Genomic DNA, 13,488 nt, shown 5'->3' with positions numbered 1-13,488 from the left:
AAAGTTCTCGGCCTCGCGGCTCTCCGGCTTTTGCCGCCTCGCCGCCCTCCGCAGGCGGCCAAGGTCATGGCACGGACGGCTCGGACCCGTCCGGCAGCGCCGTCTCGGCCGACGGCGACCCGGCCGGCGCCGCTGTCTCGGCCGGCGCCGGCGCGGCGCGGCCCGGCTGGCAGCGGGGGCAGAAGTACGTCGACCGCATCATCGTCCCCTGCCGGCGCATCTGGACCGCGGCGCCGCAGTCGTAACAGGCGCGCCCCTCGCGGCCGTAAACGCTGACTGGCCGCCTGCCGCGGTCGAACCCCGCGCGCGTCGTGCGCGTGTGGAGGTAGTGCGCGGTGGGACCGCGGTACGCGCCGGAGGGATCCCGCGGCTCGACGTTGGCTTGCAGCAGACGGCGGCCGAGGTCGAGCATCGCGGAGAGCTCCTCGTCCGAGTACGCTCGGACCGGAGCGAACGGATCGAGCCGCCTCCGGAAGAGGAGCTCGCTCTTGTAGACGTTGCCGATGCCGGCGACGACGCGCTGATCCATGATCGCGACCCCGAGCGGCACCTCGTCGAGCGCGCGCAGGCGGCGGAGCGCCTCCGCGGCGTCGAAGCCGTCGCCGAGCAGGTCCGGGCCGAGCCCGCCGAGCAGCCGGTCGCCGCGCAAGGCGCTCGCGCGGAGCAGGCGTACGATGGGCGCGCGGAAGCAGACGGCGACGTAGCCCGGGACCGCGAGGATCGCCGTCGCCGTCGCCTCGGACCGCTTCCAGCGCTCGCCCTCGCGGTAAATGTGCCACGCGCCGCTCATTCGAAGGTGCGTGTGCAGCACGGTGCCCTCGTCGAAGAAGATCAAGAGGTTCTTGCCGCGCGCCTCGACGCGCTCGATCCGCCGGCCGACGAGCGCGTCGCACCGCCGCTCGCTCCGGGGCAGCTCCAGGGCGATGACGCGCGCGCCCTCCAGCGCGGGGCCAAGGGCAGCGGCGATCCGGAAGAGCGTGTCGCCTTCGGGCATGAGCGGCTCCAGGACGGTCTGGGTGCAGACCGGCCGGATCGCAAGGGGCTCCAGCGCGAAGAGCGCCCGATGCTCCGCCGGCACATGTCCGCCTGCTCACGGGCGCGTCGCGCGATGTCGGCGCGCCGGCGATACGCGCCGAGCTCGTCGCGCACGCCGCGCTCGAGACGTTTGCAGATCGTGGCGCCCTCGGCTCTCATGGCCGAAACCTCTCCGGGGCTCTCCATGCCAGCGACCAACGTCCGCGCAGCGCTCACGATCGACGGGCTCGCCACCCCCCTCGCCGTCGAGGAGATCGCCGGGACGGAGGCGATCTCGGAGCGGACGTGATGGAGCTCGGGTTCGACGACATCCTGCCCTACCTCGCCAGCGCGTACCGGCGGGGCGCGCTGGCGCCGTTCATCGGCTCGGGGATGAGCAGGCCCGCCTGCACGAGCTGGCTGGACCTGCTGGTGCGGCTCGCCGGCGAGGCCGGGGTCGAGGTCCCCGAGCACCTCCAGCGGGCCCGGCCCTCGGACAGGCTGGACACCTCGGAGCTCTACCGCCTCGCCGACAAGGCGGTGCTCGGGCTGGCCGCCCTGGAGGTGGAGGCGCGCGCCGAGGCGTACCGGAGGGCCCTCAACGAGGGCGGCAGGGCCGCGGGCGAGTGCGAGGTGCCGGCGCAGACGGCGGCGCTCGCGCGCTGCACGTGGCCGCTCGTGCTCACCACCAACTACGACGATCTCTACGTCGTGAGCCGGATGCGGCAGTCGCGCACCGGCGAGATGGTCGGCGTGAGCCGGACGGGCAAGCCCTCGCGGGAAGCGAAGCGGGACGAGACCGACGTCCCCGAGGTGCTCGGGCGCAGCGTCGAGGACTGCCACAAGGTCGTCCGCTCCCTGGCGTCGCCGACGCGGCCCATCCTCTGGGCGCTGCAGGGCTTCCTCGGCGGGCAGGCCGTGCGGCTCGACGCGCTCGTCGAGGAGCTGGTCCTCGACGAGCGGCGCCGCGCCGAGCTCGCGGGCCAGGTGGTCGCCGGCTATCAGCAGTACCAGCACGCGGTCAACGCGCAGCCCCACTTCCGGCGCGCGTTCGCCGAGGTCCTCTCCCGGCGCTCGCTGCTGTTCCTCGGCTCCGGCATCCTCGAGGATTACCTCATCAACCTCTTCGGAGAGATCGCCCATCACTACGGGCCCGGGCCGCACCCGCACTTCGCGCTGTTCTCCAGCGACAGGCGGGGCGCGATCGACGTCCGCTTCCTGCAGACGCGGCTGGGCATCGCCCCCGTGTTCTACGGGCACTACGGCGAGCTGGCGGAGCTGATCGGCCGGCTGACCGATGCCGTCTGGGAGCGCAGGGCGCCCGCGCCGCCGGGCGCCGAGCGGCCGCCGGTCGCGTGGATGCCCGACGAGCTGGGGTTCAGCCTGTCCGACGGGGCGAAACACCCTTCCGGCGGGGCGAGGAAGGTCCGTCTCCGGTACGCGCCGCTCTCGGTGCCCGCCGCGGACGGCCGCGAGTGCGTGCTCGTCAGCGTCGGCCGGACGCCCGCGGACAACCACGCCATCCCGGGGACCCAGGTGAACGGCTTCCTTGAAAAGGCGCGGGACGCCGGGCTCGTCGCGGACGCGGCGCTCGAGCGCTGGCGCCCGCTGGACGCGACGCCGTCGTATGCTTACCGGTTCGGCGACGCGCCCATCTTCGGCGTCGCCGCCCGCGACCGGAGCCCGGATGTTCCGCGCGTGCAGGGCGGCGAGGATCCCGAGGACAGCCGGGATCTCGGCGTCATCGCCGATGCGGTCTGCGGGGCCTTGCGCGCGGCGGACGCGGCGGGGTTCCGCCATGTGCACATCGGCCCGATCGCCTCGGGGAAGCACCGCCTGTGGCACCCGCTCCATCCGTTCGTCCAGACGCTCGCCGGCTTCCGCAGGTTCTTTGCCGAGCATCCGGGCACGGGCATCGAGCTCGTCGAGCTCCACGTGCTCTCCTCGGCGGTCTGGTTCCCTGTGGTCGCCGGCAAGGTCCCGGTCGCGCAGATGCTGTCGTCCGACATGATGAAGATCTGGGTCGACATCCGGGACGCGAGCGGCAGCTCGGAGATCTTCGCGGTGACCGCCCGGGGCCCGACGCGCGTGGGCGACATCAAGGCCCTGTGCGGGCTGCCCCTTTCGCGGTGGAGCGCGGAGATCCTCCCGCGGCCGAGCAAGGTGGAGCCGTCGAGCGCGGACGATCTGCTGGTGGCGCCGACGTCGATCGTCGTCCTCTCTCCGCGGCGGTGACGCTGCGCTGCCGAGGTTCGTCTCTGGCTTCATGAGAGAGGGGACCACAGAGGCAGAGAGGGCACAGACGAGAGAAAGAGCGCTGCGCCGCCTGTCTCTCAGGGGAGTTGTTAAGAATTGTAATTTTGGGTGTTATGGCGTGAAGCGCGCCATATCAACCGGGCTGAGCCAGATAGACGAAGGGTGAAAACACTGCTGTGCCTGCGGACTTTTCTTTCGGAGCGACAGTCGACCGTCCGCGCGCAGCGCGCGACGTTCGCCGTTGCGCCAAAGCTCGCGCGCTGCTTCACCCCTCGCCGACACCCTCGGCGGCGCTCTCACCATGCATGAATGCATTCGTCGATAGCCGTATCGAGCGCTCGGCCCGAGCGCTTGCCCGAGCCGGGCATTCGTTCTAAGGTATGTCGCATCGACCCGGAGGCCAGGACAGGCCTCCATCGCAAAAGGAGTTATCCATGCGTCGGATCAGCCCTGCTACCCGCTTGCGGTTCTTCTTCGCTGCCCTGACGGCAGGCGCGGCGATGCTGGGAGGCGCCGCCCTGCTGGCTCCCTCGAGCGAGGCGGCGCCCGGGGCGAACTGCATCTACTACAGCGACGAGAGCCACACGACCGTCGTCGGCAAGTACGGCCGCGATTGCTGCAACAACCAGATCGCGTGGGGCACCAAGACGCCGCATTACGAGTGTGGCGGGTGTTTCCTCTGCACCCCGCCTCCTCGGTGAGGCGAGCGCGTCACGTTTCGCCCGCTCTCGCGGGCCGTCGTACGGATCGCTCCTCGGAACGGATCGCGATCGATCCAGGGGGCAGCGGGAATTCCCGGGACCGCTCTGCCCGGCAGGCCTGGCGCCGGGCGCGTGCTCCCTCGGATCGCGCTGCTGACCGTCGGCTTTCTTGATTCAATAGTCACCATCGACGATCATCCAGCTCGCGGGGGGTTGGCATGAACAAGAACCGTTCTTCTCGATGGCTGTGCGGCGCGATCGCGCTCGGGCTCGCGGCCCTCCCTGGGTGCTCTGGCAAGGTCGACAGGGGCGACCCTGGCCCAGGCGGCTCGTCGAGCGCGGGCGGCTCGACCGGAGCGGGTGGCCACGGCGGCGGCGCCGGCGCGACGGGCGGCGGCACGGGCAGCGCGGGAGCCTCTGGCGCGGGTACGGGCGGCGCCGGCGACGGCGGCTCCGGGGGTGCTGGGACGAGCGGCGCCGGGGCTGGCGGCTCAAGCCACGGGTCGGGCGGTTCGAGCAGCGCGGGCGCCGGAAAGTTCGTCGGCAACATCACGACGGATCGCGCCGTGCGCGACGACTTCGTCCGGTACTGGGACCAGATTACGCCCGAGGTCGAGGGCAGGCTCAGCAGCGTCGAGATTTCCCGCGGCGTTCGAGACTGGAGCAGGCTCGACGCGATCTACAAATACGCGCAGGACAACAACATCTCCTTCATGGAGCACGCCTTCGTGTGGGGGAACACCCAGCCGAGCTGGCTCGTGCGCCTCACCGCCGACGAGCAGCGGCAGGCCATCAGGGACTGGATGCAGGCGTTCTGTGAGCGGTACCCCGACACGAAGTACATCATCGTCGTGAACGAGCCGCCGCCCCACACCACGCCTACCTTCAAGAACGCCATCGGGGGCGACGGCGAGAGCGGCTATGACTGGATCGTCAACTCGTTCAAGTGGGCGCGCGAATTCTGCCCGGGCGCGACCCTGATCCTGAACGACTACAACAACATCGAGTACAAGGCCGAGCACGACCGCTTCGTCGAGATGGTGAAGGCGCTGCTGGCCGCGGGCGCCCCGATCGACGGCCTCGGCGCGGAGGCCCACGACGCGTACAAGTTCGACACCAGCACGGTGGAGGGCCTCATCGACGGGCTCGCCGCCACGGGCCTGCCCGTGTACATCACCGAGTACGACATCGGCCTCGCGGACGACGAGGAGCAGCGCCGGGTGATGGAGGAGCAGTTCACGATGTTCTACAACCACCCCGCCGTCAAAGGCATCACCCTCTGGGGCTACGTCGTCGGCTCCACGTGGCGGGACAACACGGGTCTCCTGCACCCGGACGGCACCATGCGGCCGGCCATGGCGTGGTTGATGGACTTCCTCGGTCGCGGAGAGTGATCACGAAAGCGACGCGGGGCGCGCTAGGCAACGAGGCCCCCGGCGAATACCATCGCGCACACCGCCGTGAATCTCCGTCGACCTTCCTTGTCGTGCGCCGCACGCGCAGCGCTGGGCGCCCTCGCGCTCGCCGCGCTGCCCGGATGCGGATCGTACATCCCCGACTACGTGCCGCCGCCGGACGGGCGCGCCCGCCCTGTGTACCGCGATGGGGCGGTCGCGATGGAGATCGGCGGGCCGATCCCGGAGTGCCTCTCCGGAGAGCCGGGGTCGGTCGGAGCGCCGCCTCCGGCTCGCGATGCCGCGCAGGCCCCGCCCGTGCGCGTCAGCGGCGCTTTCTGGGTGCCAGTCTACTTCGGCCCGCAGATCGTCGTCGAGCGGCGCGGCGTGGCCCCGCCTCCTCCGCACCTCCACCGGGCCGAGCCGGACGTCGTGCGGCACGCCGCCTCCCCCTCGAAGGGCATCACGGGCGGCAACGCCAAGTCCGGCGGCGCGGCCTCCGGGGGCAACGCTGGCAGCGGCGGTCGCGACGCTGGCAGCGCGGCGGCGTCCACCCTCCTCGCGGCATTCGCGGTCGTCGCGCTCGTCGCGCTGCCGCCGATCGCGGTGGGGCTGTCGGTCGGTCGCCCCGAGCGGGAGAAGGATACGGCGCGCGCGCTCGACCACGTGAACGCCTACAACGATTCCGCGCGCACGCCCGGGTCGCCGTGCGCGGTCGGCGTGCAGGGAGGGCAGGCCCGGTGAGGCCAGCGAGGGGACCTTCGCGCGCCGTGTCCGCGTGCGCGCTCGCCTGCACGCTCCTCGGCTGCGCCAGCGGCCAGACGATGTACACGCCGCGGCTCGTCGCCCGCGGCGAGCTCACGGCGCGCTACGACGACGGCTTCACGCTGTGGGCCGGCGGCAGGAAGGTGGCCGAGAGCTACCACTACGACGGCCTGGAGCACTTCGTCCGCTGCGTCCCCGAGGCGCGCGAGCACGCGCGCGCAGCGTCGAGCAACGGCCACACCGCCACGACCCTCTCGACGCTCGGCGTGGCGCTCGGGGTGGGGAGCCTCGGCGGGTTCGCGGGGCTCTATTTCCACGACAAGGACCAGGCCGCCATGGCCACGATCCTCGGCGCCGGGGCCATCGTCGCGGTGACGGCGGTGGTGTTCGGGGCGCTCTCGAGGCCGGCCAAGGAGAGCGCCCACGGCCACGCGTTCGACGCGATGAACTACTACAACGATGCGGTCGGGAGCCTCGGCGCCACCTGCGACGATCTCGTGTTCCCGCCGCCGGCAGGGCCGGAGCCGGCGCCGCCTGTTCCCGAGGCGACGCCGGAGGGCGAGGCGCAGCCTGCGCCTGCGGCCGCGCCGGAGGAAGAGGCCGCGCCGCAGGATGAAAAGGGCGCACCCGAGCCACCGCCCCTGCCCCCGCCGCGCTAGGCGGCACACCTCGTGAACATGAGGCTCGCGGGGCTCCGGAGCGGCCGGCCGCTGCTTTACCGGGGCACCAGCACCGAGACGCTGTGGGCCGGCATGGCGTACGTGAAGGCGTTCGTGGCGCCCGGGGTGACCGCATCCGCAGCCACGAGATCGGCCTTTGCGGCCGTGAGCCGCCACACGTCGACGGCCGTGTAGCTCGCGTAGGCGGCGAGGGTCACCGCGGCCGTGAGCGGGGCCGCGGTCTTGTTGATGGCGACGAGGACCATGCGGCTCGGGTCGGCCTCGTCGATGCTCGCGTACACGGTGGCCTTCGCCACGTCGCTCGTCTCGGCGTGGATGGACGTGTCGCCGAAGCGCGCGCCTTTCCCGTCGTAGCTCGTGAACGCCCGCACGCCGGCCCGGAGCATCGAGACCTCCTCGCCGGGATCCCAGATCGTCGCGAGGAACACGCCCTCGCGGCCGAAGACGCCGAGCGCGTCGGCCTGGGCGATCGCGCCGGAGATGTGGTTGCCGCCCCCGTAATTGTACTCGGTGAAGCCGATCTCGGTGCCCGGGTAATGGGCGTCGATGAGGCCGCGGAGCCACGGGATGAGCTTGATCGGGCCGTTCAGCACGTCGTTCGCGATCCAGCTGTCCTCCTTGAAGGTGGGATCCCAGAGCGAGCGCGGCGCCTGGACGCGGGCCTCCACGGACTCGGGCGAGGCATCATCGCCCGTGATGCGCTCGCCGTTCGCGTAGATCTCCGTGTACCAGTGCAGATCGAGCACGTCGACGAGGCGGTGCCCCGCGCTCGCCTCGGCGGCCTTCATGGCGTCGAGATAGTGCTCGATGAAGTTCCCGTCCGCGTCCGGCGCGCCCTGCAGGCTGACGTAGCCGGAATACCCGTACGAGACGAAGCCGGTGACGAGCGCGTTCGGCGCGACGTCCTTGACCGCGGAGGCGAACTCGATGTTCTTCTCGACGAGCTCGGCGTAGGTCACCGGCTCCGGGTGGATGCGCTCGTGGGTGTGATTCCAGAGGTCGGGCTCGTTGTCGAGCGAGAACAGGACCTTCGCGACCTCGCCCTGGAAGGCGTCGGGGAAGGCCTGCTTCATCCAGGCGACGAACTCGTCCTGGTACACGGCATTATCGCCGAGATTGGGCGCCGCGGAGAACGGGGCGCCCTTGCGCGCGATCGTGGGGTGAAAGCGCGTCTGGAGGTAATTCGGGGTCTTGTTGACGTCGCCGTCGCCCGCCTTGTCGGCCGCGACATAGCCGCAGATCGGGATGGTCGCGATGAAGGCGGCGCCGTGCGACAGCGCGTCCTCGGCCAGCATGCGCACCGCCTCGCCGGGGACATCGCCGTTCGGGCTGTTGCCGGCGAGGTGGGCGTCGTTCTGGAACATGTAGTCCGAGCCGGCGTTGGAGGCGTTGTTCTCCCAGTTGTAGGCGGTCATGCGGTTGCCGCCCATGCGCACGACGCTCGTCCCGCGCTGGTCGCCGTCCAGGTCCTCGGCCCAGTTGGCCCCGTAGATGAGCGGGCTGATGGGGCGCATTCCCTGATCGACGCGCACGGTGAAGGTGACATCGCCCTGCCCGGGGTCGCCGGGCTCGACGATGTCCGCGGGAAGATGGCCGCCCGACCCGCCCTGGCCGCCGCCCGCAGCGCCGGTGCCGCCGCCCGCAGCGCCGGTGCCGCCGCCCGCAGCGCCGGTGCCGCCGCTCGCAGCGCCGGTGCCGCCGCCGGAGGCGCCGGCGCCGCCGCTGCCCCCCGGGGACGTGTCGCCGTCGTCGCCGCAGGCAAGGAGGGCGGCCGACGCGAGCAGGGCGAACAGGACCCGCTCGCGAGCAAGCGAACCAAGTGTAGAAATTTTCATTACAACGGTCTCCTGTCGGCCATCATTTACCGAACCGCTTAAGTTAGATGTATTTATTAAGCGGTGGCCCCCGTCCGGTTGGCACACCTGGCGTCTCGGCGGTTCACACGTTCGCGGCGCTGCGTGCGGCAATTACCGCATCACCCGCTAGCGGCGGATCAGCGCCGGGTCCATCAGATCGACCTCGCCGGGAGGTGGCTTGGCGGCAGGGCGCGCTCGCTCGATCGCGGGCGCTGCAGGGGGGCTGCCCTTGGCCGGCGGCGCGGCGGGACGGGCGCGCGCGCTGGACGGCGGGCGCGCTGGCGGGCCCTGCGGCGGCGCGGCGGCCGTGGCCCCCGCGCCCTGCGGCGGCGGGGCGCCGTCCGGGAGGCCGGCGCCCCGCGACGGCGGCGCGCCCGCGGAGGCCTCGGCCTCCGGAGCGGGCGCCGCGCTCGCCGTCGTCGCAGGCGGCGGTGGCGGCGCGGGCGCGGCTGCGCTGCGCTGGAGCGCGTGGCTCGGGCTCGGCGTCTCGTCGGTCGACGGCGCCGTCGCGCCGGCGGAGGCAGGCGCCGCGGGCGGGCCCTCCGCGCCGCCCGGAGCGCGCAGCACGGCCACCAGCCCGGCGCTCAGCGCGATCGCCGCGCCCGCGACCAGGACGAGCGCGCCGCGCCGCCCCCTGGACGCGGCCGGCGCATCCCAGGTGCGCGCCGTGATCGCCCGGTCCGAGGGGGCGCCCTCCGGGCGCGCGGCCGGCGCGCCCACGTTCGCGGCCGGCGCGCCGGCCCCGGCGACGCGAGCGATGCGCTCGACCGAGAGCCGAGACCCCTCCGGCGCGTACGGCCCGAGCGCCTGCGCGAGCTCGGCCATGCTCTGAAAGCGCCGCGCCGGATCCTTCTCCAGGCAGCGGAGCACGACCGCGGCGAGGCCCTCCGGGGCCTCGGGGCAGCCCTCGCGGAGCCCGGCGGGCGCCCCGGCGGCGATCTTCGCGCCCATGGCCATGAAGCTGCCCGCCGCGAACGGCGGACGGCCGGTGAGGAGCTCCTGCAGGACCACGCCGAGCGACCAGATGTCCGTGCGGGCGTCCACGCGCTTCGTGCTCTCGAGTTGCTCCGGCGACATGTACAGCGGAGAGCCCATGATCGCGTCGGGCGCGGTGATGCTCACGTCGAGCGGGAGCGTCGCCGCGTGCGCGCCGTCGCTCGCGCGCGAGATCTTCGAGATGCCGAAATCGAGCACCTTGACGAGCGGCGAGCCGTCGCGCCGCGCGGTGAGGAACAGGTTCGACGGCTTCAGATCCCGGTGGACGATGCCGAGCGCGTGCGCCTCGGCGATCGCCTCCCCCGCCTGGAGCACGTAGTCCACCGCCACGCCGACCGGCAGCCGCTTCTTCTCGTGCAGGACCTGCCCGAGGTCCTTGCCGCTCAGGAACTCCATCACGATGAACGGCGTCTCGTCGTCGAGCGTGCCGACGTCCATCACCCGCGCGACGTGCTCGCTCTCGAGCCGCGACGCCGCCCGCGCCTCCCGGAGGAAGCGCGCCACGTCCCCGCCGCTCTTCCTGCCGCGCAGGAGCTTGAGCGCCACGTTCCGCTCGAGCGCCTCGTGCCGCGCGAGCAGCACGACGCCCATCCCGCCGCTGCCCAGCGTCCGGACCACCCGGTACTTGCCGGCGAGCAGCGTCCCCGGCGCGGCGGCCTGCGCCGGGTCGCCCGCCGCCGCGGCCGGGACGGCGCCGAGGCCCTCGTCGGCGAGGAGCGCGGCGAGCCCGGCCGCGACCTCGGCGGCGCTCGCCGGGCGGACCTCGGGGGCCTTGGCGAGCATCCGCGCGACGAGCGCCTCGAGCGCCGGCGGGGCGAGCGGGCAGAGCTCCCGGACCGCGGGGGGCCGCTCGACGAGGATCTTCACCAGCACCGCCTCGGTGTCCGCGCCCGAGAACGGCGCCCGGCCGGTCAGGCACTCGAAGAGCACCGCGCCGAGCGCGAACAGGTCGGTGCGCGCGTCGGGGGTCGCCGCGCCGCGCACCTGCTCGGGCGCCATGTAGCTCGGCGTGCCGACGAGCGTCCCGGCGCCCGTGACCGCGGCCGCGTTCGGCCCGCGCGCGAGCCCGAAATCGAGGAGCTTGACCCGATCGACGGCGCCGTCCTGCAGGAAGATGTTGCTCGGCTTGATGTCGCGGTGGACGAGGCCCTTCTCGTGCGCGGCGGCGAGGGCCGAGGCGACGCCGTGCCCGACCTCGGCCGCGTCGCGGACGCCCAGCGGGCCGGCGGCGAGCCGCTCCGCGAGCGTCACGCCCACGAGCCGCTCCATGGCGAGGTACCGCTCGCCCAGCGGGGTGCTGCCGTGGGCGACGTAGCCGACGATCCCCGGGTGGGAGAGCGCGGCGAGCGCCTCGGCCTCCCGGTCGAACCGGGCGCTCGTCGCCTCGTCGACGTCGCGCAGGACCTTGAGCGCCACGCTCCGGCGCTCCTCGCGGTCCCAGGCCTCGAAGACGACGCCCATGCCGCCCTCCCCGAGCAGCGTGTCGACCTCGAACCTGCCGGCGACGACCTCGGGCTCGGCCGCGAGCGAGACGAGGCGCCCGACCCCCGCGTCGTCGAGGAAGGTCACCGGGCGCCCCCGAGCAAGGCGCGGGACTCGGCCTCGAACTCGGCCTCGGAGCCGGTGATCTCCCGGAGCTTGTCGAGGAGCAGGCCGCGGAACTCGCGCCGCGCGAACGCGAGGTAGTTGGTCACGTCGGTGACCTTGATCCCGAGCTCCGCGGCGAGCTCGGCATAGGTGGGGCGGGCCTCGGGGCCGTCGTCGAGCACGTAGCGCTCGAAGACGCGGAAGGTGAGCTGCTTGCCGCCCCGCTCGCAGCGCTCGCGGAGGGCGTCGACCGCCATCCCGACCAGGTGACGCGTCCACTCCCGGTCGAAGTACGTGTCGATCGAGTCGGGCGCGGGCACGGCGAGCGCCTCAATCTCCCGCTCGGCAGAGGGGAAGTCAAGGCTCAGCGTCACCGCATGTCCGCCGCGCTTCTGTCGCCCGCTGCTCTCGGCCTCCTTCATGACGAAGCGGTCGAGGCACATCTTCAGATAGGTGCGGAACAGCGCCCGCGCCGGGTCGTAGGCGGAGAACGTGCGCTGCTCGAGCGCGCGCGCGAAGAAGCCCTGCGTCAGGTCGGCGGCGCGCTCGCCTTCCATGCGCCAGCGGACGCGGAGGTGCTTGTACACCGGCTTCCAGTAGGCGCGCACCAGGATGTCGAACGAGCGCGCGCGCTCGGCCGGGTCGTCGCTGCCCACCGCGACGACGGCGGACCGGCGGGTCGTCGGAAACCTGCCTCGCGGGGGCTCACGCGAGAAATCGTCGGGCATGTCTAAAGGAACGCGGGGGCCACGCGGAATAGGATCATCGATGAGGCGAAGCTATCACAGGCCCACCCAGGTTACCTTCACGGCGCTCGGCGTCCCGGCCGCATGCCCGGAGATCGGGCTGGCAGGCCCGAGCGATGCTCCGACGGCTTCTGAGACCTCCGACCGCTTGCGCCTCCCGAGGACAACGTGAAACCGCTCCATCCGCTCCGTCGTACGCTCTGCGCTCCCCTCTCGGGGGCGCTCCTCGGCGCCGCGGCGCTGCTCTCGGGCCGGCAGGCCGTCGCCGAGGAGAGCGCCGCCGAGCAGCTGTTTCGAGAGGGCCGCGCGCTCCTGGTCGAGCAGCGCTTCGCCGAGGCCTGCCCCAAGCTCGAGGAGAGCCAGCGGCTGGAGCCGAGCCTGGGGACGAAGCTCAACCTCGCCTTCTGCCACGAGCGGCTCGGCCAGGTGGCCACGGCCTGGGTCGGCTTCCAGGAGGCGCTGATCACGGCGCGAACCGCGGGGGACGCGGCCCGGGAGGCGTTCGCCAGGGCGCGGCTCGACGCGCTCGCGCCGCGGGTGCCGTGGCTCCGGGTGCGCGCCTCGGCGGGCGACGCGGGCGCCGACCAGGTGACGATCCTGCTCGACGGGGCGGCGCTCGATCCGGTCGCGTGGGACAAGGATCTGCCGGTGGATCCGGGCGAGCACGTCGTGGCCGCGGCGCACCAGGGGGAGGTCTTCTGGGAGACGACGGTGGCGCTGAAGGAGTCGGAGCGCGTGGACGTCGCCGTGCCGGCGCCCGCGCCGGCGGAAGCGGCGCCGGAGCCGGCGGAGGCGGCCGGGCCGAGGCCGGCGCGGCGGCCCGCGGCGCGACCGCCGGCGGCGCGGCTGCCCAGGGCGCGGCTGCTGCCCGACGCGCAGCGCGATGGAGCGCGCGACGAGAGGAGCGTGCGCGCCGCCGCGCCGGGCGTATCGGACGGCCTCGTCGTCGAGGGAGGCGGGCACATCGGCTATCTCTGGTTGGACGCAGACAAGATGGATGTTTGCGCCACCACCACATATGGGGAGTGCTATTACTCTCTCTCCGACGGTAGCTTCCTCGCAGGGGCGACGGGGTTCATCGGATACAAGGCGACGGAGCGCCTGGACCTCGGCGTTCGCGCCCACCTCAGCCTCCACTCGAGCGCGGGCCTGCTCATCGCGCTCGGCCCGTCGGTGTCGTACCCGCTCGGCGATCGCTTCAGGGTGGGATCGTCGCTGCTCTTCGGCACGGCGACGCAGAGCGGGACGGCCTACACGGAGAGCTATTCGTGGAATGAGAACGGCTACCAATACGGTGGAGACATGGTGGAGGCCAGCGTGCCGCTGGGATTTTCGCTGGGCCTGGGCGCCGAGATCGGCCTGAAGCTTACGGACAGCCCGTCGGGCTCGCTCTTTTTACAGGCCACGCCGCTGTTCCTCGTCGGCGCCGACGGCGTGGCGGCGTCTCTGCCGCTCGGCGTGGCCTACCGGTGGAACTGATGTCCTGAGCCGGC

The 13,488-nt window shown here is 72.6% G+C and carries 11 protein-coding genes; 7 read left to right on the top strand and 4 right to left on the bottom strand.

Annotated features, from left to right (window positions below; genetic code table 11):
• Nucleotides 1-64: 64 nt before the first annotated feature.
• Entirely contained in the window at nt 65-1,078 is a 1,014-nt protein-coding gene (locus NQZ70_RS21900; protein WP_237245505.1) for a DNA-formamidopyrimidine glycosylase family protein, read from the bottom strand.
• 114 nt (nt 1,079-1,192) lie between these two features.
• Between NQZ70_RS21900 and NQZ70_RS21895 the strand changes: the two genes are divergently transcribed.
• The 6 genes from NQZ70_RS21895 to NQZ70_RS21870 all read left to right on the top strand — a co-directional run bounded on the left by NQZ70_RS21895 (nt 1,193) and on the right by NQZ70_RS21870 (nt 6,789).
• Nucleotides 1,193-1,324, top strand: coding sequence for a hypothetical protein (locus tag NQZ70_RS21895; protein WP_257792782.1), 132 nt, complete (start codon nt 1,193-1,195; stop codon nt 1,322-1,324).
• A complete protein-coding gene (locus NQZ70_RS21890; protein WP_129575936.1) occupies nt 1,324-3,249 on the top strand; it encodes an SIR2 family protein in 1,926 nt (641 codons plus the stop codon). Before NQZ70_RS21895 ends, NQZ70_RS21890 begins: the two co-directional genes overlap by 1 nt.
• A gap of 455 nt (nt 3,250-3,704) precedes the next feature.
• Nucleotides 3,705-3,971, top strand: a complete 267-nt coding sequence (locus tag NQZ70_RS21885; RefSeq protein WP_129575935.1) for a DUF6289 family protein — start codon at nt 3,705-3,707, stop codon at nt 3,969-3,971.
• A 218-nt stretch (nt 3,972-4,189) separates the two neighbouring features.
• On the top strand, nt 4,190-5,365 hold the full coding sequence (locus NQZ70_RS21880; protein ID WP_129575934.1) for an endo-1,4-beta-xylanase: 1,176 nt from the start codon (nt 4,190-4,192) through the stop codon (nt 5,363-5,365).
• 66 nt (nt 5,366-5,431) lie between these two features.
• Entirely contained in the window at nt 5,432-6,109 is a 678-nt protein-coding gene (locus tag NQZ70_RS21875) for a hypothetical protein (protein WP_165374094.1), read from the top strand.
• A gap of 26 nt (nt 6,110-6,135) precedes the next feature.
• Nucleotides 6,136-6,789, top strand: a complete 654-nt coding sequence (locus NQZ70_RS21870; RefSeq protein WP_129575932.1) for a hypothetical protein — start codon at nt 6,136-6,138, stop codon at nt 6,787-6,789.
• A gap of 56 nt (nt 6,790-6,845) precedes the next feature.
• On the opposite strand, the gene NQZ70_RS21865 is transcribed toward NQZ70_RS21870, so the two are convergent.
• The 3 genes from NQZ70_RS21865 to NQZ70_RS21855 form a co-directional block, all read right to left on the bottom strand.
• Entirely contained in the window at nt 6,846-8,645 is a 1,800-nt protein-coding gene (locus NQZ70_RS21865; protein ID WP_237245504.1) for a glycoside hydrolase family 44 protein, read from the bottom strand.
• Nucleotides 8,646-8,792: 147 nt separating this feature from the next.
• Entirely contained in the window at nt 8,793-11,231 is a 2,439-nt protein-coding gene (locus NQZ70_RS21860) for a serine/threonine-protein kinase (RefSeq protein ID WP_129575931.1), read from the bottom strand.
• Nucleotides 11,228-11,977: an RNA polymerase sigma factor gene (locus NQZ70_RS21855; RefSeq protein ID WP_129575930.1), complete on the bottom strand. Its 750-nt coding sequence runs from the start codon at nt 11,975-11,977 to the stop codon at nt 11,228-11,230. The genes NQZ70_RS21860 and NQZ70_RS21855 overlap by 4 nt, the downstream gene beginning before the upstream one ends.
• A gap of 186 nt (nt 11,978-12,163) precedes the next feature.
• Between NQZ70_RS21855 and NQZ70_RS21850 the strand changes: the two genes are divergently transcribed.
• Nucleotides 12,164-13,474 carry a hypothetical protein gene (locus NQZ70_RS21850; protein WP_129575929.1) on the top strand — a complete coding sequence of 437 codons (1,311 nt, stop codon included), beginning with the start codon at nt 12,164-12,166 and terminating at the stop codon, nt 13,472-13,474.
• Nucleotides 13,475-13,488: the final 14 nt, after the last annotated feature.

Source organism: Sorangium sp. So ce836 (assembly GCF_028553905.1).
In the GTDB taxonomy this organism is placed as follows: domain Bacteria; phylum Myxococcota_A; class Polyangia; order Polyangiales; family Polyangiaceae; genus Sorangium; species Sorangium cellulosum_D.
This window is presented reverse-complemented; position numbering and strand designations above follow the sequence as displayed.

Bases quoted from the DNA above. Each gene is read 5' to 3' on its own strand.
- NQZ70_RS21895 (WP_257792782.1), top strand. From the start codon at position 1,193: ATGGCCGAAACCTCTCCGGGGCTCTCCATGCCAGCGACCAACGTCCGC.
- NQZ70_RS21890 (WP_129575936.1), top strand. From the start codon at position 1,324: ATGGAGCTCGGGTTCGACGACATCCTGCCCTACCTCGCCAGCGCGTAC.
- NQZ70_RS21885 (WP_129575935.1), top strand. From the start codon at position 3,705: ATGCGTCGGATCAGCCCTGCTACCCGCTTGCGGTTCTTCTTCGCTGCC.
- NQZ70_RS21880 (WP_129575934.1), top strand. From the start codon at position 4,190: ATGAACAAGAACCGTTCTTCTCGATGGCTGTGCGGCGCGATCGCGCTC.
- NQZ70_RS21865 (WP_237245504.1), bottom strand. From the start codon at position 8,645: ATGAAAATTTCTACACTTGGTTCGCTTGCTCGCGAGCGGGTCCTGTTC.
- NQZ70_RS21855 (WP_129575930.1), bottom strand. From the start codon at position 11,977: ATGCCCGACGATTTCTCGCGTGAGCCCCCGCGAGGCAGGTTTCCGACG.